Consider the following 21845-nt stretch of genomic DNA (forward strand, 5'->3'; position numbering starts at 1 on the left):
TGTCTGAACTTTCAATTTTCTTGAATTTTTGCCGCGCATTTCGCGAGAATATCGAGGTAGCCTTCGACGTTCCACGCGGAGCGTCCGATAAACAGGCCGTCAATATGCGGGCAAGCGATCAGTTCCTCGCAGTTGCCGGGATTGACCGAGCCACCATAAAGGCAAGGAACGCGGCGACCGAGAATACCTTCAGCGACAGCGATAATTTCTGCCTGCCGGGCATCGGCATAATCCGCGGACGCGGGAATACCGTTTTCGCCGATGGCCCAAACGGGCTCGTAAGCGAACAGGATGACAGACTGCTTCTGCTCGTCTGACAATTTGGAAAGCGCACCACGTACTTCCTCTGCGAGGACCTCTGCAGCCCGGCCGCTTTCACGGTCTTCCAGTGTCTCACCGATGCAGATCAACGGGATCAGCCCGTGGCGCACCGCAGCTTCAACCTTAAGGCCCACAGTCTCATTGGTTTCGCCAAAATGTGCGCGACGTTCGGAGTGGCCAAGCTCCACAATGTCAAGATTGCAGTCCTTGAGCATGACAGGTGAGATTTCACCGGTCCATGCGCCCTTGTCCGCCCAGTGCATGTTCTGTGCGCCCACCTTTACCGAAGTGTCGGACAGAATTTCCTTCACTTCGCGCACCGCAGTGAAAGGCGGAATGATGAAACGCTGAATATCGGCTGATCGGTCGCCGTCGGCTGCCTTCAGCGCATCGGCAAACTGCCGCGCTTCCGCTAGCGTCTTGTTCATTTTCCAGCTCGTTCCAACCCAAAATCTGGCCATGCCAAAATGCTCTTTCTTAGTCTGCTATTGTCAGTTTGATCCCAGCCTGATCCAACTCGGCCATAATCTCGCGGCCGGGCGATGTATCGGTGATGATCGCATCGAAGTCGCCGAGATCGGCCATGACATGCAAGGCGGGACGCCCGAAGCGCTGGTGGTTGACCAGAAGACAGGTGCGTGTCGCCGAAGCGGTCATTGCACGTTTTGTGCGCACGACATTCTCGTCCATGTGATAGACGAGCCTGCCATTGACGGCGGGTGTTGAAATAAAGGCGATATCGGCGCTCAGATGCGACAGGGCTTCTTCCGTCAGAAGGCCGAAAAAAGCGTTGAACTTGGTCGAGAAAACCCCACCGAGAGCAATGAGATTGATCCCGCTTTCGCCTTTGAGCGTATCGATGATGACCGCATTGTTTGTGATGACGGTCAAGGGGCGCTTCTCGGGGAAAAGGCCGCCGAGTACCGCAGCCGTCGAACCGTCATTGATCATGACGGTCATACCTGGTTCGATCAGTTCCAGTGCTGCCCTTGCCATCTGGAGCTTGGCTTCATTGTCCTGCCGTTCGCGAAATCGAAAATCGCTTTCGAACTGCGAGCCAGCGTCCATTGTCGCTCCGCCGCGGACCTTGCGCAATACGCCGGATTCTTCCAGCGAATCCAGATCGCGATGGATGGTCATTTTGGAGACGGCAAAGCGATCAGCCAGATCGTCAAGATCGACTGCCTGATTTTCAATCAGCAAGTTTATGATCGCTTGTCTTCTATCGTCGCGCTTCACGCCTGTGTCCGATTTATCTCGCGGAGCATTCATGCAGAGGCATAAATCACAAAATCACAAAAAAATCTACAAAGAATGTGATTTTGTGACGTTTTCACGTTTTCTATTCAACGAGGGCTTTCGCAGTGCGTTCGTCGGTAATAAGGCCGTAAAGGCGCCCGCTTTTCAGAACGGCCCGAATGGCTTCGGCTTTCGATAAGCCACCCGCCAGGGCGATAATGCGGCTCATATCTGCGTTTTCGACCGACGCAGCGATTGTGCGCGCCGTCAGGCCGGTTTCAAGCCGTTTGCCATGGGCGTCGAAGAAATGTCCAAGCATTTCGCCAACGCCGCCCAGATAAGCGATCTCTTCGACCTCGGCGAGTTCGATCATGCCTGTTGTTACGAGTTGGGCTTGGGAATCGACTGTGCCAATGCCGACGACTTTTAACTCCGCACGGCATCCCATATCGAAAACTGCGGTGACGCCACGTTGGGCGAGAAGAACTTCGCGGTCTTCGGCTGTATTGGCAAAGAAGGGCACCGGCATCACATAAGCTGGCATGCCTGTTTTTTCCGCGATGCGATGCATGACGTCGTGGGGATTGGCGGCAAAATTTCGCGTGAGGCCGCCTAGAAGCGAAACGAAGCGCAAGTCGTTTGCCGCAACCCGCGGCATATAATTGACTGCAGCCGACAAGGTACGTCCATGGCCGATGCCGATTACTTCATGGTCACCATGTTCGATCTCACGGCGAAGGAAATCCGCGCCAGCATGACCAAGAGCGGTAAGAGGCAGTCCTTCTTCCCCGATATCGGGTACGACTTCGCAATAATCGAGATCATAGCGATCCGCGAGACGGTTCTCGAGATCGATGCATTCGATAATGTCCCCATCGATAGTGACTTTAACCGCCCCGTCCGCGACAGCCTTGGCGATGAGACGGTGGGCCTTCACCGATGGCACGCCAAGGCGCTTGGCAACTGCAGACTGCGTCATGCCCGCAACAAAATGAAGCCAGGCGGCACGAAGGGCGAGGGAGTCGTCTTGATCTGCCATTTCGAGCCTTCCGGCTCCTTTCGGACGTTGAGCGCGCTCTGCTCCAATGGCGTCAGAACCGCACTCTAAGGTTTTTCACTTGAAGCATAATCCTCTCAATATGCGCAATGCGGCGATCGGATCATGCCTGTATCTATATCTTCAAATCCCTGACGCCTGTGTCAATGTGCGGGGCCCAGAAAGCCACACTTTCCGCGATCTGTGGAATGACTTCCCGATCGTTTGGTTCGCGTTCCTTGAACGAGAGTTCAAGGCAGATTTCATTGTCAACGGCACCGCCCTCGGCAAAGGCCTTTAGCAAGGGTTCCGGCTGAATGCGACCCTTGGCGTTGAAGGCTGCCGTGAAAGGCCGATGACCGCCCTTGTCCATAAGGCTCTGCTTGATATGAATGATCGGCGAAACCTTGGGCACGGCGCGGGCCCAGGCATAGGGGTCGAAGTCGTCTGGGTTGGCTGACGTGACGTCGCCGTGATCGATATCGGCCATCATCCACATCGGGATCGTCATGTCGGTAGCCGTCAGGCGGTCTTGAAGCTTCATGCATGCGGCGATGGTTTCGCCGAACTCGCGACCGATGCTCATTGGTTCCCAGAAAACATATTCCAGACCGGCGTTGGCCGCATGGTCGGCTACCTCTGCCCAGCAATCGATTGCGATGCTTATCAGGTCTTCACGACGCGCGGGATCGTCAAAGTCCTTATATGTAAAGATCGCAAACTGCGTGCCAACGGATTTACCACCAAGATCGCCGATGATGTCAGCAAAGGTTTTGAACCAATCGACATAGTAGCGGCGAACCTCCCGGTCCGGGTGGCCGAAATGATTGAGGCGACCATAGGGGCCCGTCATGCCTGATGTCACGCGCACACCAGTTCGCTCTAAGGCTTTGTCCATATCGCGCGTCAAACGGCGGATCGTGGAGGCCTGCCAGCTGGGGTTGATGAACTCGTGTGTCAGCTGAAGATCGCGCAGGCGCAGATCACGGGCGACAGTTTCAACCAGATCATCAGGCTCGGCAAAGCGATTGACCAGCGGGTTGGTATTCAAAGAAAGCGTAAGGGCCATGTCGTCCTCAGGCGGCAATATGGGTGTTTTCGAACCACTGCGTGAAAGCGGCGCGTTGGGCTTCGGTCAGGTGCAGATAATGCTTGGTGCGGCGGTAGAGAATATCGTTTGACGTCCTTGCCCACTCCTTGGAGACCAGATAGCGAACTTCCACCTCATAGAGGTTCGCACCGAAATGGCGACCGAGGCCTGAAAGTTCTGTCGCACCAGCGACGACATCCTTGGTCCGTGCGCCATAGAGGCGACCGTAATGATGCACCAGCTGGCGTGGCATCCAAGGATAATTGTTGCGCAGACTATTGGCGAAGGTCTCGTAATCGGCATTGGGGATCTCACCGCCGGGAAGCGGAGCGCCTCTTGTCCAGTCACCGCCCATGTTAGGGAAGATATGCTTCAAACGGTGCATGCCCCGTTCGGCCAATTCGCGGAATGTCGTGATTTTGCCGCCGAACACATTCAATAGAGGCGCGTCATTGGTCTCATCCAGATCGAAGACATAATCGCGTGTAACAGCGGAAGGATTACCCTTACCGTCATCAAACAAGGGGCGCACCCCGGAGAACGCGTGCAACACGTCTTCGCGGCGCAGCTTCTCCTTGAAATAGCGATTGACCGCAGCAAGCAGATAATCGATTTCCTTTTCATCCGCGGCAACATCTTCCGCACGACCCTCATAGCCAATGTCCGTAGTCCCGATCAGCGCTTTGTCGCCTTCATAAGGGTTGATGAAGATCACACGCTTGTCGTGGTTCTGGACGAGATACGCATTCGAACCAGCCCAGAATTTGGGCACGATTATATGACTGCCCTTGACCAGACGAACATTACGGCTGGAGTTCGAGCCAGCCACATTGTGGATAACATCCGTTACCCAAGGGCCTGCGCAATTGACGATACAGCGGGCGCGGAAGCTACGGACTTCGGCGTTGTCACGATTGCGGGTCTCGACGATCCATCCACCCTTTTCGCGCCGCGCCGACACAACCGGTGTGCGGGTAAGGATGGTCGCTCCTTTTTCAGCGGCGCCCAGCGCATTGAGTGTTACAAGACGAGCGTCATCGACCCAGCAGTCTGAATATTCAAAGCCCTTGGTATATTGGTCGAGGATCGGTGTGCCTTCCGGGTCACGCTTGAGGTCGAGCGTACGGGTGCCGGGAAGTTTTTTGCGGCCACCGAGATGATCGTAGAGAAACAGACCCAGCCGCACCAGCCATGCGGGGCGATCCTGCGGACTGTGAGGCAAAACGAAACGCATCGGCCAGATGATGTGCGGCGCTGCATTCAGCAGCACTTCACGTTCAATCAAGGCCTCTCGAACGAGGCGAAACTCGTAATATTCGAGATAGCGTAAGCCGCCATGGACAAGCTTGCCCGAACGCGACGAAGTGCCTTCCGCCAGATCGTCTTTCTCGGCCAGAACGACCTTGAGACCACGCCCGGCAGCATCGCGCGCCACACCTGCGCCATTGATGCCGCCGCCGATCACAAACAGATCGCAAGTTTCCGTCTCAGCCATTGCATGCTCCTTCGGGTGCCGATGTTTCGGCACATCTCATAATGTCGTCTCGGGCAATCCGCCCGGCCTTACCTGTCGGCCGCCAATTTGTCCCAGACCGGCGCGAGCGCCAGCCGGGATTCCCGATAGGCGAGATAAAGCTCTTCATAATGCTGCGCGCGTGAGGCGTCTGGCGCCTCGGGGGTTCCAAGCAGAGGTTCCACCCATTCAGCGATACAATCATCCATGGTCGGATAAGCGCCAATAGCAACGGCGGCCATCATCGCCGCACCGGCAGCACCTGCCTCTTCGCGGGAGGAAACGCGCACTGGCGCATTGACGGAAGCGCTAAGCGTGCTGCGCAACGCGCGTGACCGGGCTGCGCCCCCTGTAATGCGCAGTTCTGCTGGCATGTCGCCCATGGCGGTGTAGCAATCGCGCGTCGCCATACCGAGCCCTTCGACCACAGACCTGACCATTTCGGGGAAGCGATCACGGCTGGAAAGACCTATGAAGCTTGCACGCGCATCGGCATTAACGAAGGGTCCGCGCTCGCCGGCCTCAGAAATATAGGGGTGATAGAGGATTGCGCCTGGGCGGCTTGCGTTGAACCATTCATCGAGACGCGGAATAAGGTCGTTCAATGAAACGGGCTTGTCCGGCGTGGACATGAGGTCGGCGGCCACCTGCAATATCCAGTCGATATTGATCGTGGCTCCCATATTGGTCTGAACCTGCGTCACGATCCCGGGGATCGGCAATGCGATGACATAGCCGGTGCCTTCCCGGTTTAGGTGAATATCGGCGACAGGCTTTGCGCGCATATGTACGCCCGTCGAGCCGATGGTGGAGCAGCCAGCGTCGGTGCTACCACCGCGAACACCAGCACCCAGGGCGGTCATGGCCATGTCGACGTAGCCCAGGCTGACAGGCGTTCCAGCAAGCAAGCCGGTTGCCGCCGCAGCCTCATCACTCAGCGGATGCATAATCTGTGTGCCATCGATGATTTCAGGCAGAAGCTGACGCCGTTTTTGCAGCCCCAGGGTTTCTATGACGACGTCATCATATTGGCGGTTGCGGAAATTGCCGAAAGTGAAACTTGCTTCCGATGGGTCGGTCGCGCGAATGCCGGTAAGGTTCAGGTAGAGCCAATCTTTGCAATGAAGCGCGACCTCGGTCTGATCGAGCAGTTCCGGCGCAACACTGTCCATATGCGCCATTTGCGAGCCCTGTTGGCAGGTATTGAGCCCTGTGCCTGTCGCTTCGAAGCGAGCGCGGTTCATGGGGCCTGCGGCAAGTCGGGTAACCGTTGTGGCGGCGCGCGCATCGAGCCAGAGCCAGGCATCGGTCACGGGCCGATTGTTCTTGCCGACAAGCCATGTGCCATCGCCCTGGCCAGTGACGGCGATCGCCGCTGCTCTTTCACGCAGTCCCGGAACTTTTTCTGCAAGGCCAAGCAAAGCGCTGGCGCAGTCTTTCCAGGTTTGTGACAGGGACTGGGTTACCGCGCCGTGATCACCCGTCTCGTATTTGTTGCGAACGGCTGCGGCTTCAATCTGGCGTCCGGTAAAATCAAACGCGACTGCCTTGAGAACGGACGTGCCAGCGTCGATCCCGATGATGAGATCACCTTTATCACGCATGACGGCTACACGCTTTTAACGACATCTGGATTCCTCCCACGACTGAAATACGTCGCTCGCAGTCCTGTTTTTAACCAAATCGGACATTCGCGTATAGTGGAGATAACATAATGACCCCGCAATGTCTGTAAAATTTTTTAATGATAGTTTTTTTTTACAAATCTTGGTGAGCGTGGATAAAATCCCTGCGGGATAAGACGCGGATTTCGAACTTGAAGTATGAGTGGCATATGCTTGATCATTCGCCATATACTGGCTATCATATTGTTAATTATACAAAATATAATAGAAGAATTTAAGCGTGCTGTGCGTAGGACTCCAGTCAGCTGCAATGGTGACGATCCAGAAAAATAAGGATCGGCGCGGGGTTTTCCCCTACTGTATCGGACTGGTTTCACGCGAAATTACGATATTCGACGGCATGGTTTAAAACATCTCATTGACAGCTATCTATGTTTATAACATCATTATTGGAGTTAATAACACGTCGCTATCATAATGCATGTGGCGATACCTGTTTCCAGAAGGCGCGGAGGAGCGGAGCCCTGGGACCTGTGGAGGATCTTCATGATCTTGGACCCGGCCCTTTGCGGCGCACGGAACGGGGCTTTGCCTGTTTCAATGTGATGGCCGGATATGAGCCATTTGCGAGTAGGGGCTGAAATGTGGCTGCGCGGCGCGCTCCGTCACGACAATCTGGCAGAAATTGCTGAAGGCGTTTGATAATGAGTGCACAGACTAATCAAGTTTCAAAAGGTTCTGCCAAGCAAAGCCGCGCCATTCTTTGGAGCGTGATTGCGGTCGTTGTCGTTATTGGTGCAATTGGGTTCGACACCAAAGTCGTCAGGATCGGTTCCGATTCCGATGTGCGTCAGCAGGCATTCTCGCCGGAGGCATATGGCGCTTCGGAGTTCCCCAAGGTGAAGTCGAGCATTGTTGAACGGGCTGCTGATGCGGTCGAAGTCGCAACTGCGCTGGTCGCAGACAAAGCCGCTGCAGGCAAAAAATATGGCGTCGGCAGTGTCAATCCCGTCATCCCTGTGAAGTTCACTGGTGTCGTTGAGGAACGTAAGTCGAACTATAACGTGATCAAGGTCGATGGCATGCGTGAGGGCGTGGCCATCCGCGTTCAGACCGGGCCTGCCGTCAATGGCACGGATCTGCGCGATGCGACCGGCACAGTCGAGTTTGGCCAGTTCAAGAACCAGATCGAATTTCAAAATGCCGGTTCTGCGCTCAACAATGAAATGAAGAAGCAGGTTCTACAGGGTGTGGATGCTGATAGTCTCACTGGTAAGACCGTTTCGGTAACCGGCGTGTTCAAGCTCGTCAATCCAAAGAACTGGCTCGTGACGCCGGTGGAGCTTGCAGTAAAATGAGTTCCACCGAAACTATGGAAAGCTCCAAGATCGAAGGTAAGAACGGCGATGTCGTTCTGGCGGCGCACAATGTGGCCAAATCCTATGGTCGCATCCATGCGCTCAAAGGCGTTAACTTCGAAATTCGTCGCGGTCAGGTCACCACGCTTTTTGGCGAGAACGGTGCGGGCAAGTCGACTCTGATGAAAGTACTGTCTGGGGTCATTCAACCAACATCGGGTACCATTGTGCTGGATGGTGAACCGGTGACATTCAGCTCTTCTACCGAAGCGCGTGATCGCGGCATCTCGATCATCCATCAGGAACTGAGCCTCGCACCGAACATGAATGTGCGCGACAACATCTTCATGGGTCGCGAAATCCGCACTCCGACCGGTGTCAATTTCTCTGAAGAAGAGCGCCTGACGCGCGAACTCATGAAGGAACTGGAAGAGGATATTGATCCGCTGACGCCGGTTGAAGAATTACGTCTCGGCCAGCAACAGATTGTGGAAATCGCTCGCGCTCTTTCGGTCAATTCCCGCATTCTCATCATGGATGAACCAACATCCGCATTGAGCGCGTCGGAAGTCGAGGTGCTATTCAAGGTCATCCGCGATCTGACTTCGCGCGGCGTCGCAATCGTCTATATCTCTCACCATCTCGAAGAAGCGCTTCAGATCACCAATCATGCTGTCGTGCTACGCGATGGCACCATGACGGCTTATGCGCCTCGCAGTGAAATCGATCTGGAATGGATCGTTCGCAATATGGTGGGCGAGAATTTCGATCTTGGCTCGCCTCCGACCGGCTATGAATGGGGTGATGTCGCTCTTTCCATCGAGAACCTGACGGTTCCCGATCCGGCAGGCGCGGATTTCGCGCTGGTCGACCGGCTGTCTCTCAATGTGCGGGCTGGTGAAATCATATGCATTTACGGGCTGATGGGCGCTGGTCGTACCGAACTTCTGGAAACGGTTGCTGGTCGACTGAAGGCAAGCAGCGGCCGGATTGTCCTCAAGGGCAATGACGTTTCAGGCCTCACTATTGCCCAGCGCATCGAAAAGGGATTGGTTCTCGTTCCGGAGGACCGCCAGCGCGACGGTCTCGTCCAGACGATGACGGTCGGAAAGAACCTGTCTCTGGCCAGCATCGCCGAGATTACCAAGGGCCTCTTCACGTCCCGAAAGAGCGAGAAGAACATCATCGATCAGTCGATCAGGAACGTTCATATCAAGACCGATGGCGGTGACGCGGCGATTGGATCGCTGTCCGGCGGCAATCAGCAGAAAGTCGTGATCGGCAAGATGCTGGCGACCGAGCCAGAGGTGATCCTGCTGGATGAACCGAGCCGGGGCATTGATATCGGCGCGAAGGCCGAGGTGTTCAAGCTGTTGGCCGAGAAAGCCAAGCAGGGACTGGCGGTTGTCTACACCACCTCCGAAGTTGGCGAATGCCTGAGTATCGCGCACCGCATCATCGTTATGCACCGAGGGCGCATCTCAGCCGAATTCGGTTCGGATGTTTCCAAGGAAAAGATCATGGCAGCCTCGGGCGAATCCATGGTCGGTCACTGAGAAATTCCTGCATGCCTCCCGACGCCTTCGGCTTTTTAAGTGGGGCATGTGCAAGTCAAAAGTTCGAGCACCTGATCTGATTTTACCAGATCGCTGAATGCTTTAGTTATGGAGCACTGATAGAATGTCAGTCACGAGCACAAAAGACAAAGCGGCAACCCCGGGCGGGGCAAAGCGGAAAACCAGTATCGTGCATCTGCTGCTCGAAGGTCGTGCGTTTTTTGCCCTGATCGCAATCATCGCTGCTTTTTCGTTCCTGTCGCCCTATTATTTCACAGTCGACAATTTCCTCATCATGTCTTCGCATGTGGCCATTTTCGGGTTGCTGGCGATCGGCATGTTGCTGGTGATTCTGAATGGCGGCATTGATCTTTCCGTTGGTTCCACACTGGGGCTTGCGGGTGTGGTTGCCGGTTTTCTGATGCAGGGCGTGACGCTGCAGGAATTCGGCATCATTTTGTATTTCCCGGTCTGGGCCGTGGTGATCCTCACCTGTGCACTGGGTGCATTTGTGGGCGCTGTTAACGGCGTGCTGATTGCCTATCTGCGGGTTCCAGCCTTTGTGGCGACGCTCGGCGTGCTCTATTGCGCGCGTGGTGTTGCTTTGTTGATGACGAATGGTCTGACCTACAACAATCTTGGTGGCCGTCCGGAACTCGGGAACACCGGCTTTGAGTGGCTCGGTTTCAACACGCTTTTCGGTGTTCCGATCGGTGTGTTGGTTCTGGCTGTTCTCGCAATCATCTGCGCCATCGTTCTCAACCGCACAGCGTTCGGTCGCTGGCTCTATGCTTCGGGCGGTAACGAGCGGGCTGCTGAGCTTTCAGGCGTACCCGTCAAGCGGGTCAAGATTTCCGTTTACGTCATTTCAGGTATCTGCGCCGCAATTGCCGGTCTCGTTTTGTCGTCGCAGCTCACATCGGCCGGTCCGACCGCGGGAACGACCTATGAACTGACGGCAATCGCAGCGGTTGTTATCGGTGGCGCAGCTTTGACAGGCGGACGCGGCACCATTCAAGGTACGTTGTTGGGAGCCTTCGTCATCGGCTTCCTTTCCGACGGTCTGGTGATCATCGGCGTATCCTCCTACTGGCAGACGGTCTTTACCGGCGCGGTGATTGTGCTCGCGGTTCTGCTCAACAGCATTCAATACTCCCGACGATAGGAACAGGACCCGGTCCAATTTTGGATGGGTCGTAATCCGAGGGCGTATCGAAAGGTTTCCAAGACGGCGATCAACCTCAAAAGCCTCGCCCACTGGAAATGATACCCGCCGGGCTACCGGCACAACACAAACAATAAATGTTACGGGAGTGAGACATGTTTAAGAAGGGTATGCGCGTTCTGTTTGCCGCAGCAGCGGCACTGCCGCTTATTGCCAGCGCAGCTTGGGCTGAAGGTCTGATGACGATTATCGTCAACGATCCTTCCAACCCCTACTGGTACACCGAAGGTGAAATCGCCAAGAAGACGGCTGAAGGCATGGGCTATTCGGCTGTCGTTGGCGGTCACAAGGGCGACACGAACACCGAAAGCAATCTGATCGACACCGCGATCACCAATAAGTCGGTTGCGATCATTCTTGATCCGGCCAATGCTGACGGCTCGGTTGGCGCGGTCAAGCGCGCTGTCGCAGCAGGCATTCCGGTGTTCCTCGTCAACGCTGAAATCAATCAGGAAGGCCTCGCCAAGGCGCAGCTCGTTTCCAACAACGCGCAGGGTGCTGCAATCGGCGCAACCCAGTGGGTTGAAAGCGTTGGCGACAAGGGTAAGTATGTCGAGCTGTTCGGCGCGCCGTCGGATAACAATGCCGCAACGCGCTCCAATGGCTACGAAACTGTTCTGTCGCAGTACCCGGATCTGGTGAAGGCCGGCAAGGATGTGGCCAACTGGAACCGCACACAGGGCCACGACAAGATGCAGGCCCTGTTGCAGGCCAATCCCGACATTATCGGCGTTATTTCCGGTAACGACGAAATGGCTCTCGGTGCGATTGCTGCCCTGAAGAAGGCTGGCAAGCTGGAGCAGGTCAAGGTCGGCGGCTTCGATGGTTCGCCAGATGCTGTTGCAGCAATCAAGGCCGGTGAACTTCAATACACCGTGCTGCAGCCGGTTGCCATTTTCTCGGAAGCTGCCGTCAAGCAGGCTGATAGCTTTATTAAGACCGGCAAGACGGGCGTCGATCAGGAGAAGCAGCTTTTTGATTGCTTCCTGATCACCAAGGACAATGTCGACAAGTACACCGCTCCGTTCGTTCTCGAGCAATAAGAGCAAAGACCGGAGCGTCGGCTTCAAACCGGCGCTCCGAATATCGTTCCCCTTTTTATCTGGCGCAGAGCGTCGGAACCTGTCAGTGAAAACGATAATATTGCAGGGAACGGATAGCAGGCATGACGGTGAACAACAAAGCAAGCATAGACAATCTGATGACGGATCAAGTGCCAAATGACAGTCGGCATGCACGTCAGCTGGTGCGTCGCCAGCAGATTGCCGAGACTGTTATGGCCGAAGGTTCTATGCGGATCGAAGACTTGACGGAGCGTTTCGGCATCAGCCTGATGACCGCTCACCGCGACGTCGACGAACTCGTGAGCCGGGGTCTTTTTCGCAAGACACGCGGTGTCGTTTCCGCAGCACCCACCAGCCTGATCGAAGCGAGTGATCTTTATCGGGTCTCAAGGCAGTCGGAAGAAAAGAAACAGATCGCTGAAGCGGCGATGCAGTTTGTCGAGCCGGGACAAGCCATCTTTCTGGATGACTCGACCACCGTTCTGCAAATGGTGCCGCATCTTCAGGCCAAGACGCCTTTGACCATCATTACCAATTCGCTGATCCTGATGAATGAGGTTCGCGATATGCAGGACATCACGCTGATCGGTCTGGGTGGGCAGCTTTATAACTGGTGCAACGCCTTTGTCGGCGGCATGACGATCCATGAAATCCGGCGTCTGCGTGCAGATGTAGCGTTCATCTCGATTGCTGCAATCACCGACGATCTGCTGTTCCATCAATCGACCGAGATGGTTGAAACGAAGCGAGCCATGCGCGAATGCGCGGCAAAAAGTGTTCTTCTGGCCGATCATACAAAATTCGAACGGCGCGCCCTGCACAATTTCGGTGCGTTGAACGATTTCGATGTCGTCATCGTCGATGAAGATACGCCCGAGGCGCATATTGAACGGATGCAGTCACAGGATATCAATGTCGTGGTCGCCCGTTCAACTGGCCAGAGAGAATAATCCAATCCCAGCGAACGCTCTTCGCTGCCCTGCATTTACATACCAGGAATTCGATCCATGCCCTCTCTGTTGGGAATTGATAGCGGACTGACCGTCACAAAAGCCGTTGTGTTCGATATTAACGGCAGGACGCTTTCCGTTGCGCGTCGCCGCGTGGCGCAATCTTTTCCACATCCCCGTCATGCCGAGCGGGACATGGACGAATTCTGGAGCGCCACGGCAGATGCAATTGCAGAAGCCATTTCCGTGAGCGGGAGACCTGCCTCGGACATTCTGGCCATTGCCACCACTGCACATGGGGATGGTATCTATATGCTCGACGATGAATGCCGCCCTCTTGGTGCGGGCATTCTGTCGCTGGATAGCCGCGCCGTCGATATCGCAGAAAATTGGCTGAATAGCACAGTGGCAGCGCAATCCATCGCCGTTACCGGACAATTGCCGCACGCTTCGGCACCTTCGGCAATTCTCGCCTGGGTGAAAGAAAACGAGCCCGAGCGCTTCAGCCGCATCGCGCATGTGATAGCCTGCAAGGACTGGCTGCGGTTCTGCCTGACAGGAGAGGTCGGAACGGATCGAACCGAGGCGTCCACCTCATTTACGGATGTGAATACGCAGGATTATTCCCGCGAGGCGCTGAAACTGTTTGGGCTCGATGCCCTTTGGAACGCATTGCCGCCGATGTCACGCTCGGACGAGATCGTGAGCGGCGTTTCTGCGGCTTGCGCGGCACGGACCGGACTTGTCGCTGGAACACCAGTTGTCGGCGGTCTGCACGATGTGACGGCATCGGCGCTAGGGGTTGGTGGCCTCAAAGCGGGGACTGTGGCGGTTGTCGCTGGAACCTATTCGATCAATGAAACGCTATCCTCCGAACCGCGTGTGAACGAGAGCTGGTTTTGCCGCAATGGCATTGCGCCGGGGGAATGGAACAACATGTCGATCTCGCCGGCGTCGACGGCGAACTATGACTGGTTTCTGGACCAGCTTTGTCCTTCGGAGCGGCGTCTGGCGGAGGAAACGGGCCGCTCGATCCATGACATGTTGCGCCCGGAAATAGATGCAGCCTTGGCCAAGCCTTCAACAGCATTGTTCCATCCCTATCTCTTCGGTTCACCCTATGGGGCTATGGCAAGTGGGGCCTTCTTCGGTCTGCGCGGCTGGCAGGAACGCGGCGATATGCTGCGCGCTGTCTGGGAAGGAATAGCCTTCAATCATCGCATCCATGTCGATCATCTCAAAGAAGGGTTCGCCATCTCCGCTGCGCGGTTGACGGGCGGCGTATCGCGCAGCCCGGCCTTTGCGCAAATGTTTGCCAATGTGCTTGGGATGCCGGTGACCGTGACCGAGACGGATGAGGCAGCAGCCTGGGGTGCAGCGCTTTGTGCGGGCAAAGGTGCAGGTGTTTTTGCGGATGTTTATAGTGATCCGCGCGATCTTGATGCGATCGGCCGCACATATACGCCAGATGCCCAACGCAGCGTGCAATATGAAAAGCGCTTCACGCTGTTCAAGGAAATTGCATCCTCGCTTGGACCATTATGGCCGAAGATCGAAGCCCTTACGGACTGACGACGAACGGAACGAATATTGCGCGGTTGCGCAGGCAACACATGTGAAGACGGTGAAATGAACAGTTTCGTAGGCTCTGCCGAAATGAAAAGCCGCATTGCGCAACTCGGAAAGGACGGCTTGGACGTCCTTATTCTCGGGGCGGGCATCAATGGTGCGGGGCTTTATCGTGATTTGTGCGAGCAAGGCGTCAATTGCCTGATTGTCGATAAGGGTGATTTCGGATCGGGCACCAGTGCAGCACCATCTCGCCTGATCCACGGCGGGCTGAAATATCTGGAGACGGGAGAATTCGGTCTTGTCGCGCAATCCACGCTGGAACGAAACCTGCTTTTGAAGAATGCGCCACATAATGTCGAGCCGTTGCCGACTTTTATTCCCGTTTTCTCATGGACCAAAGGTATTACAGCCGCGCTGCGCACTTTGTTCGGTTCTACAACAGCTCCACGCAGCCGCGGTGCGGTTTTGATCAAGATTGGTCTTGGTCTCTATGATTATTTCGGTGCGCGTGAACGCGTAATGCCGCGTCATCGTTTTCTCTTGAAAAAGACCGCTACGAAGGAAATGCCTTATATCACGCCAGCGATTGTTGCTGGCGGCATCTATCATGACGCGAAGGTCAGCCGGCCGGAACGCCTCGTTTATGAACTCGTCAGTGACGGGCTTCGGGCCAATTCATTAAGTGCGGCGGTCAATTTCACCAGATTGGTAAAAGCCGGTGACGGTACAGTCAGTTTTGAAGGTCCAGATGGTGCAGGGTTTTCGGTCAGGCCGAAGCTTGTCATCAACGCGGCAGGACCATGGATCGACCATGTGAATGCAGCGCTCGGCAAGCCGACCAAGATGATCGGTGGCACCAAGGGATCGCATATTCTGATCGACCATTCCGAACTGGTGAAGAGCCTTGATGGAAGGATGATTTATTTCGAGGCCGATGACGGTCGTATCTGCCTGGTCTACGACTATCATGGTCTTGCGCTGGTTGGCTCGACTGATATTCCGTCTGATGATCCGGACAATGTAAGCTGCGACGATGATGAGACGGATTATTTCATTGAAAGTCTGCGCTCACTTTTGCCGAAACTGCATTTTGACCGCAACCAGATCGTCTACACCTATAGCGGCATTCGCCCGCTGCCTGCTTCCAATGCCTCGGAACCGGGGCTGATCAGCCGTGATCACTCGGCCCCGGTGATTGAGCCCGATGCGGCGCGTCCATTCGCAATCATATCGCTGATCGGCGGCAAATGGACGACATTCCGGGGCTTTGCCGAGGAGGTTGCGGATAAGGTTCTCCAACGAATGGACCGCAAGCGTATTCATTCGACGCGCAATCTCGCAATCGGTGGCGGCAAGGACTACCCGCTGGATGACAAAGCACGTGCTGCCTGGGTTGCGCGACAGGTAAGCGAGACGGGCCATGGACGGGAGCGTGTTGAGTTGTTGCTCAAGCGCTATGGCACAACGGCTGGTGCAATCATTCGCGATGAAGCCAAAGCCGGTGCCGCGCATTTGCCCGAAACCGATACGGTAAGCCGCGCCGAAATCGCCTGGATCGCGCGCAATGAACTGGTGGTCCATCTCGCCGATGTTGTGTTGCGCCGTACGACGCTCGCCATTGATGGCGCACTGGCAACCGATAATCTGGCTGCGATAGCGGATATTCTGGCGCTGGAACTTGGCTGGAGTGACGCGCGCAAAGCCGAAGAAATCGAAGCAGTGACCGCTGAGCTGGCCAAGCGTCACAATGTTGTTCTGGCTGCTCGGCCCGCAAAGCGACGCTGAACGCGTATCCACTGTTTTGGCCTAAAGCGGTATCGACAGAACTCTAAAGGGTGCGAGCGAAAATGCGTTTCTACCTTCTATGCTGAGGCTCTGCTCTTCTGGCGTGGCATTCACGAGCCAGATTTCACTCTCCACTGCAAACGCTAGAACATGCGCCGGGCGGGAAGAATGATAGGCGCGCCATTCCTTCCCAGCCAGTGCAGACAAGGTCTTCACGCTGTTGAAGACCGGGCGCGTATGACCTGCTGGTGTTGGCTCATTTTCATCCGCAATCAGTCCAAAAGGACCCGTCAATGCCGATAGGGTCAGACAGTCGAGATTTGCGTCCAGCACCCGCGCGGCATAGGCAAATGCGAAAGCTTCCGCGAATTTGCCGTTGTGGCGCGGATCCCGATTGACCATGGCGATACGGTTTCCATCGGGATTGTCCATGGTCCTGCTACCATAGGGATTTTGGCGCATGGGAATGGTCGATGGGCCAACGCGGTATGGTTTGTGGCCATAAATAGCGCGTACCGAACGCGTAATGAAGGGCAGCGCCTCCAATGTCTGTATGACGCTGAGATCGTCTGCAGCATGGACGATTGGATTGGTGCAATGGGTCACGAAGTCGATCAGAGCGCCCGGTACGCGCTTGCGGTTCAGCTCCGTAAAATAGCTCAGCATACCGCCGCCAAGGGTGGCGCCCGGGAAAGCAATGCGCGCGGCGCTATAGACTTCTTCCAGTGGTGGGCAAGGCGGCCACGCACTGCCGGGCGGCGTGGACTGGCGATCTATTGAGGGTGAAACAATGATCGCGTCGGGCGCAAAGCCTGCCGCTTTCATTTGCGCCGCGATTTCGGAGGTCTCGTCAAACAGTGCTCTTTCACAAGAGAGCGCTATTTCTACCGATGTGCGACCCTTGAATTTAACCGCAATGGCGGCAAAGTCCATGAATGCCGTTTTGTTATGTCCGGCACCCGGATCGTAGTGGAACAACAAATCCTGCGGGTTAATTTCATCAACCAGGGATGATGCAGCTAGACTTGCCTTGGCCTCTTCCGGCGTAATGATCATGCCGATATTCGGCATGGTGCCACGTGCGTCGTCAGGCGTAATAAGGACTGGCTCTGTGGTTGCCTTGACAACAGCGGGCGCACTCACCCGATTATCGCGTATAATCAACCGGATGCGTTGAAGCACCGGCTCGTTGGCTTCAATCCGATAAGGCCAGGGCAGTGCCAGCGGGCGCACATAGGTTTTATAGGACGCGTCGGACCAGTTGCGTTGGTCCTCCATCTCGAAAATGTCACCTTCCATATGACATTCCGCCAAGACACCGGGAATGGCTTCATGGGTGATGGCGCGCATGTTCTTGAAGGGTTGCCATGGCTCAATGAGGTCGGGTAGGTGGGTCTCGACATGCGTCCCATCGACATGCTCCACCGTGACTGGCGAACCGGCAAGTCCAACAATCGGATGTAGAATACAAAAACCGCATCGGTTGGTTTCAAAGCCGGTTGTAGATGTGGCGACGGCATCAAAGGTCAGTGTGCCACGGGCATCGGCAGATATTGTTACATCGACCTTCAATTGAGTATTGTTGGGGCCGTTAATATGCGCCTGATAGGTGATAGAAAAGCCGGCTGTATTTCTCTCAACGGTCAGGTCACGGATAGAGGGAGCATACGTGCCCCAGTCACGGTCGCGAATAAGGTAGGAGACAGCGCGTAGCACTTCGACGCCATCATAGGTGATGGTCCGCAAATTCCCATCGCTCAGGTCAACTGCGAGACGCCCTGCTTGCAGATGCAGCGGTCTGGCTTCGGTTTCCTGTGTACCATAAAGCAGAAACGGATCGACGCTGCTCATGCCAGCATAGCCTTTACATCGATGCGGTTGCCGCTGGCCGCACTGCTATAAGCTGCCTCCACGAGTGCAAAGGTTTTGAGGTTGTCAGCGCCCGATGTTGATGTTTCCTCGTCGGAAGCAAGCCTGTCGACCCAATGCTGCTGGATTGCGTAAACGCTTTCCTGAATATTGTGCCAGGGGCGTGAGGCCCAGGACAACATTCTGGGTGAAACATCCGAAATAGCTGTTCCTTTGTTATTAATAATCTCCAGACGATATCCCTGATGAAGGCGGATTGACCCCGCCGTTCCATCTAACTCGATCAGGGTTTCGGGGAAGGGATCGACCTGAAGCTTCGTGGCGTAGCTGACATCCACAACGGATGTGGCGCCATTTTCATGGTCGAGCAAGATGGTCGCTACGTCCTCACCCTTGATCTTCGGATTGACGCGTTTGGTTCGCGCGACGAGGCTTGTTACATCGCCGAGAATAAAGCGCGCGATATCGAGCGTGTGAATGCCGAGGTCTTCGATGATGAAGCGCTCGCCTTCCGCAAGATACGGCTGGCCAGAGAAGACATCAAAGCCCGACCGGAAGGAAAAGCGCCCCCAGAAGGGATCGCCTATCGCGGCGCTATTGAGCGCTTTCCGAACGGCCTGTATCGGGGTCTGCCAGCGGAAATTCTCGTGAACCATCAACGGAATACCGGCATCGTGGCACGCTTTCACCATAGCCTTCGCATCACCGAGATTTGTGGCAAAAGGCTTTTGACAGATGGCGGGCACTTTATGTGCGGCAGCCATTTCAACCAGCGAGCGATGGCTTCCAACTGTCGTGGCAATATCGACAAAATCAACGTTGCCATCAGCAAACAGCGCTTCAGCATCGGCATAACGGCGTTCGATCCCGAACTGATCACCGACAATTCTTAGCCGTTCGGGATCGCGGTCACAGATGGCCACGATTTTCGCGCCGGAAACATCGTTCCAGGAATGCATCTGGTTGATCGCGAAGAAGCCGCAGCCGATAAGCGCGCCATTTAATTCTGTCATTATCCTGCCTTTGCCATTTGCATGAGCGTGACGCGTTGCTGAAGGCGGCGTTGCGCCTGGTCTACAACCACGGCGATGATGATGACCAGGCCCTTGATGACCATCTGCCAGAAGGACGATACCCCCATCATGACCAACCCATCGGAAAGTATTCCAATCACAAACGCGCCAATAATCGTTCCACCGATAGTGCCGCGGCCCCCCGACATGGATGTTCCACCCAAGACGGCTGCCGCAATGGCATTGAGTTCGAAGGAGTTGCCCGTCGCCGGGTGCGAAGCCATCAATTCCGACGAAATGATAAGACCGGCAATGGCAGCGCAAAAGCCCGAAAACATGTAAACGAACATTTTTACACGGTCGACGCGAATGCCGGACATGCGCGCCGCGCGTTCATTGCCGCCTACCGCGAAAATCTGTCGTCCCAACGGCGTGTATCGGGCGACATAGGCCGCACCCAATGCAACGATGATCAAAAGCCAGATGGAAACCGGTAAGCCCAAAATGCTGCCCGCGCCGAGAAAGCCAAAGCCCGTCGTGCCGAGATCTTCGCGGCCGACCAGATTCGGGAAAGTCTGGCCGTCAGATGACAACAGGGCAAGGCCGCGCGCGACATACAGGGTTCCGAGCGTGGCGATGAATGGCGCCACATTGAGCTTTGTGATCAAGAGCCCGTTGACGAAGCCAACCGCGACGCCGACAGCCAGTGTAATGAGAGATATTTCGATCACATTGAAATAGACGGTGTAACCGATCCCCAGGTCCACGCCATAGATCAAGAGACCGCCAGCGACCATGCCGCACAGGCCGACAATTGAACCAACAGACAAATCGATGCCGCCCGTAATGATGACGAAAGTCATGCCCATCGCGAGAAACGCATTCAGCGCAACGTGTTTTGACATCAAAATCAGATTGGCTGCCGAAAGGAAATTCGGTGCGGCGAATGAGAAAAAGACGAAAACTGCAAAAAGCGCAATGAATGTACGCAGTTTCATCAGCGTGAGCAGGGCAGAGCCGCTGGCAAAGGTTGGGTCAGTGGCTGCCGTAACTGTCTTGGCTGTCATGACACGATTTCCTTGATTTGCTGGTCCGGGTTGTGGCCATGCCCCTTGGCAGAGGCCGCAATGATTTGGGCTTCGGTTGCGTGCTCGCGTTCAAAGATAGCAATGAGCTTGCCATTGCTGAGCACGGCGATGCGATCAGACAGCGCCATAACTTCTTCCAGATCTGAGGTTGAAAAGAGGATAGCCAATCCTTCGCCAGCGAGACGGCGCATCGTGCGAAAGACATCCGCCTTTGCGCCAACATCAATCCCGCGCGATGGTTCGTCCATCAAAAGAACTTTTGGATTGGTCATCAACGCCTTGCCGATCACGACCTTTTGCTGGTTGCCGCCGGACATCGACGTCACCTCGAAATCGGGGTTCGGGGCTTTGATGGAGAGATCCTTGATAGCCTCCCTGACGGCTTCCTTTTCTCGCTTCGGTGCGATGTGAAAGACCTTCGCCAGCCGGTCGAGACTGGCCATCGTAAGGTTGCTGGCAATTGAAAGCACCTGCACCAGCCCCTCGCGCTGACGGTCTTCAGGTATAAGGGCAAGCCCGCGCCTTATGCGGCGTGTCGTGTCGCGTTCGGTCACTTGCTGACCGTCTATAAAAATCTGGCCTGTCGAATGTCGGTGCTGACCCATGACACATTCGAAGAACTCGGAACGCCCTGCGCCCATAAGACCATATATTCCCAGAACTTCTCCAGCGCGCACCGACAATGAGACATCGTCAACGGCAAGGCCGCCAGTTGTACGCGGCAGGGTGATATTTTCAGCGCGGAACCGCTCACTACCGATTTTATGGGTGACGGACTTGGCAAAGTCCTTGGCATCGGAGCCGATCATCGAGCGCACAATCCATTGCGTGTCGATGTTCTTGACCTCCTCCTGGCCGGTGATCTTGCCATCGCGCAGCACGGTGATGTAATCGCCAATGCGCATCAGTTCTTCCAGACGATGCGAAATATAGACGATAGCGACGCCCTGGCTTTTCAGTTCGGCGATGACCTTGAAGAGAATATCAACTTCAGCGGCGGAGAGCGCAGATGTAGGTTCGTCCATGATGACGATACGCGCATCAAGCGAAATTGCCTTGGCGATTTCCACCAATTGCTGCTGGCCGATGGGAAGATCGGAAACCAGCATGTTGGCATCAATGCCCGCATTCAGACGTCTGAGATACTCATTGGCTTTTAGCACTTGCGCTTTATGGTCAATGCCACGCACTCCGCGCATAATCTCACGGGTAGCAAAGATATTCTCGGCCACGGACATGTTGGCGAACAGGTTCAACTCTTGAAAAATCATCGCGATGCCACGCTTTTGCGCGTCGGCAGGGCTGTCAAATGTGACCGGTTCTCCATCGAGAATGATCCTGCCCATGGTCGGGCGCTCGACACCGGCGATGATTTTCATCAACGTGGATTTGCCGGCGCCGTTCTCTCCGACCAGCACATTGACCGAACCCTGTCGCAGTTCAAGATTGGCGCGCTTGACGGCGACGATACCGGAATAGACTTTCGATACGTCTTCGAGCTTGAGAACGATATCGTCTTCGGGTTGTTGTTCCGTGTCCAT

Annotated in this window: 17 protein-coding genes; 7 read left to right on the forward strand and 10 right to left on the reverse strand. The window is 55.4% G+C overall.

What is annotated here, in order from left to right; genetic code table 11:
- Nucleotides 1-11: 11 nt before the first annotated feature.
- From FHW03_RS21505 to FHW03_RS21530, 6 genes are all read right to left on the reverse strand, one after another.
- Nucleotides 12-782: a triose-phosphate isomerase gene (locus FHW03_RS21505; protein WP_182522501.1), complete on the reverse strand. Its 771-nt coding sequence runs from the start codon at nucleotides 780-782 to the stop codon at nucleotides 12-14.
- Nucleotides 783-798: 16 nt separating this feature from the next.
- Nucleotides 799-1560 (reverse strand): DeoR/GlpR family DNA-binding transcription regulator, encoded by a 762-nt coding sequence (locus tag FHW03_RS21510; RefSeq protein WP_182522502.1) that lies wholly within the window; start codon nucleotides 1558-1560, stop codon nucleotides 799-801.
- A gap of 103 nt (nucleotides 1561-1663) precedes the next feature.
- A complete protein-coding gene (locus FHW03_RS21515; protein ID WP_182522503.1) occupies nucleotides 1664-2599 on the reverse strand; it encodes a sugar-binding transcriptional regulator in 936 nt (311 codons plus the stop codon).
- 133 nt (nucleotides 2600-2732) lie between these two features.
- The gene (locus tag FHW03_RS21520; RefSeq protein WP_182522504.1) at nucleotides 2733-3665 is read right to left on the reverse strand and encodes a TIM barrel protein; all 933 of its coding nucleotides are present in this window, start codon (nucleotides 3663-3665) and stop codon (nucleotides 2733-2735) included.
- A gap of 7 nt (nucleotides 3666-3672) precedes the next feature.
- Nucleotides 3673-5181, reverse strand: coding sequence for a glycerol-3-phosphate dehydrogenase (locus tag FHW03_RS21525; RefSeq protein WP_182522505.1), 1509 nt, complete (start codon nucleotides 5179-5181; stop codon nucleotides 3673-3675).
- A gap of 68 nt (nucleotides 5182-5249) precedes the next feature.
- Complete coding sequence (locus FHW03_RS21530) at nucleotides 5250-6803, reverse strand: FGGY-family carbohydrate kinase (protein WP_182522506.1); 1554 nt, start codon at nucleotides 6801-6803, stop codon at nucleotides 5250-5252.
- A 725-nt stretch (nucleotides 6804-7528) separates the two neighbouring features.
- Here FHW03_RS21530 and FHW03_RS21535 point away from each other — a divergent pair.
- From FHW03_RS21535 to FHW03_RS21565, 7 genes are all read left to right on the forward strand, one after another.
- Nucleotides 7529-8182, forward strand: coding sequence for a DUF2291 domain-containing protein (locus FHW03_RS21535; RefSeq protein ID WP_182522507.1), 654 nt, complete (start codon nucleotides 7529-7531; stop codon nucleotides 8180-8182).
- 14 nt (nucleotides 8183-8196) lie between these two features.
- Nucleotides 8197-9738 (forward strand): sugar ABC transporter ATP-binding protein, encoded by a 1542-nt coding sequence (locus FHW03_RS21540; RefSeq protein ID WP_182522571.1) that lies wholly within the window; start codon nucleotides 8197-8199, stop codon nucleotides 9736-9738.
- Between the two features lie 124 nt (nucleotides 9739-9862).
- Nucleotides 9863-10903 carry an ABC transporter permease gene (locus tag FHW03_RS21545; RefSeq protein ID WP_182522508.1) on the forward strand — a complete coding sequence of 347 codons (1041 nt, stop codon included), beginning with the start codon at nucleotides 9863-9865 and terminating at the stop codon, nucleotides 10901-10903.
- Between the two features lie 155 nt (nucleotides 10904-11058).
- Nucleotides 11059-12006 carry a D-ribose ABC transporter substrate-binding protein gene (locus tag FHW03_RS21550; RefSeq protein ID WP_182522509.1) on the forward strand — a complete coding sequence of 316 codons (948 nt, stop codon included), beginning with the start codon at nucleotides 11059-11061 and terminating at the stop codon, nucleotides 12004-12006.
- A gap of 122 nt (nucleotides 12007-12128) precedes the next feature.
- Nucleotides 12129-12977 (forward strand): DeoR/GlpR family DNA-binding transcription regulator, encoded by an 849-nt coding sequence (locus tag FHW03_RS21555; RefSeq protein ID WP_182522510.1) that lies wholly within the window; start codon nucleotides 12129-12131, stop codon nucleotides 12975-12977.
- A gap of 57 nt (nucleotides 12978-13034) precedes the next feature.
- Complete coding sequence (locus FHW03_RS21560; protein WP_182522511.1) at nucleotides 13035-14549, forward strand: FGGY-family carbohydrate kinase; 1515 nt, start codon at nucleotides 13035-13037, stop codon at nucleotides 14547-14549.
- Nucleotides 14550-14606: 57 nt separating this feature from the next.
- On the forward strand, nucleotides 14607-16334 hold the full coding sequence (locus FHW03_RS21565; protein WP_182522512.1) for a glycerol-3-phosphate dehydrogenase/oxidase: 1728 nt from the start codon (nucleotides 14607-14609) through the stop codon (nucleotides 16332-16334).
- A gap of 21 nt (nucleotides 16335-16355) precedes the next feature.
- Here the strand turns inward: FHW03_RS21565 and FHW03_RS21570 are convergent, their stop codons facing one another.
- Genes FHW03_RS21570 through FHW03_RS21585 form a run of 4 tightly spaced genes read right to left on the reverse strand, consistent with a single transcriptional unit; the run spans nucleotide 16356 to nucleotide 21845 of the window.
- Entirely contained in the window at nucleotides 16356-18185 is a 1830-nt protein-coding gene (locus tag FHW03_RS21570; protein WP_182522513.1) for a hypothetical protein, read from the reverse strand.
- The gene (locus FHW03_RS21575) at nucleotides 18182-19216 is read right to left on the reverse strand and encodes a Gfo/Idh/MocA family protein (protein ID WP_182522514.1); all 1035 of its coding nucleotides are present in this window, start codon (nucleotides 19214-19216) and stop codon (nucleotides 18182-18184) included. The genes FHW03_RS21570 and FHW03_RS21575 overlap by 4 nt, the downstream gene beginning before the upstream one ends.
- Nucleotides 19216-20283, reverse strand: coding sequence for an ABC transporter permease (locus FHW03_RS21580; protein WP_182522515.1), 1068 nt, complete (start codon nucleotides 20281-20283; stop codon nucleotides 19216-19218). Before FHW03_RS21580 ends, FHW03_RS21575 begins: the two co-directional genes overlap by 1 nt.
- A complete protein-coding gene (locus FHW03_RS21585) occupies nucleotides 20280-21845 on the reverse strand; it encodes a sugar ABC transporter ATP-binding protein (RefSeq protein WP_182522516.1) in 1566 nt (521 codons plus the stop codon). Before FHW03_RS21585 ends, FHW03_RS21580 begins: the two co-directional genes overlap by 4 nt.

The organism is Ochrobactrum sp. RH2CCR150, assembly GCA_014138095.1.
In the GTDB taxonomy this organism is placed as follows: Bacteria; Pseudomonadota; Alphaproteobacteria; order Rhizobiales; family Rhizobiaceae; genus Brucella; species Brucella gambitense.

What these genes read in the sequence shown, in the direction of transcription:
- FHW03_RS21570 (WP_182522513.1), bottom strand. Translation starts at nt 18,185, where the DNA reads ATGAGCAGCGTCGATCCGTTTCTGCTTTATGGTACACAGGAAACCGAA.
- FHW03_RS21535 (WP_182522507.1), top strand. Translation starts at nt 7,529, where the DNA reads ATGAGTGCACAGACTAATCAAGTTTCAAAAGGTTCTGCCAAGCAAAGC.
- FHW03_RS21525 (WP_182522505.1), bottom strand. Translation starts at nt 5,181, where the DNA reads ATGGCTGAGACGGAAACTTGCGATCTGTTTGTGATCGGCGGCGGCATC.
- FHW03_RS21575 (WP_182522514.1), bottom strand. Translation starts at nt 19,216, where the DNA reads ATGACAGAATTAAATGGCGCGCTTATCGGCTGCGGCTTCTTCGCGATC.
- FHW03_RS21555 (WP_182522510.1), top strand. Translation starts at nt 12,129, where the DNA reads ATGACGGTGAACAACAAAGCAAGCATAGACAATCTGATGACGGATCAA.
- FHW03_RS21530 (WP_182522506.1), bottom strand. Translation starts at nt 6,803, where the DNA reads ATGCGTGATAAAGGTGATCTCATCATCGGGATCGACGCTGGCACGTCC.
- FHW03_RS21545 (WP_182522508.1), top strand. Translation starts at nt 9,863, where the DNA reads ATGTCAGTCACGAGCACAAAAGACAAAGCGGCAACCCCGGGCGGGGCA.
- FHW03_RS21515 (WP_182522503.1), bottom strand. Translation starts at nt 2,599, where the DNA reads ATGGCAGATCAAGACGACTCCCTCGCCCTTCGTGCCGCCTGGCTTCAT.
- FHW03_RS21550 (WP_182522509.1), top strand. Translation starts at nt 11,059, where the DNA reads ATGTTTAAGAAGGGTATGCGCGTTCTGTTTGCCGCAGCAGCGGCACTG.
- FHW03_RS21540 (WP_182522571.1), top strand. Translation starts at nt 8,197, where the DNA reads ATGGAAAGCTCCAAGATCGAAGGTAAGAACGGCGATGTCGTTCTGGCG.
- FHW03_RS21585 (WP_182522516.1), bottom strand. Translation starts at nt 21,845, where the DNA reads ATGGACACGGAACAACAACCCGAAGACGATATCGTTCTCAAGCTCGAA.
- FHW03_RS21560 (WP_182522511.1), top strand. Translation starts at nt 13,035, where the DNA reads ATGCCCTCTCTGTTGGGAATTGATAGCGGACTGACCGTCACAAAAGCC.
- FHW03_RS21580 (WP_182522515.1), bottom strand. Translation starts at nt 20,283, where the DNA reads ATGACAGCCAAGACAGTTACGGCAGCCACTGACCCAACCTTTGCCAGC.
- FHW03_RS21520 (WP_182522504.1), bottom strand. Translation starts at nt 3,665, where the DNA reads ATGGCCCTTACGCTTTCTTTGAATACCAACCCGCTGGTCAATCGCTTT.
- FHW03_RS21505 (WP_182522501.1), bottom strand. Translation starts at nt 782, where the DNA reads ATGGCCAGATTTTGGGTTGGAACGAGCTGGAAAATGAACAAGACGCTA.
- FHW03_RS21565 (WP_182522512.1), top strand. Translation starts at nt 14,607, where the DNA reads ATGAACAGTTTCGTAGGCTCTGCCGAAATGAAAAGCCGCATTGCGCAA.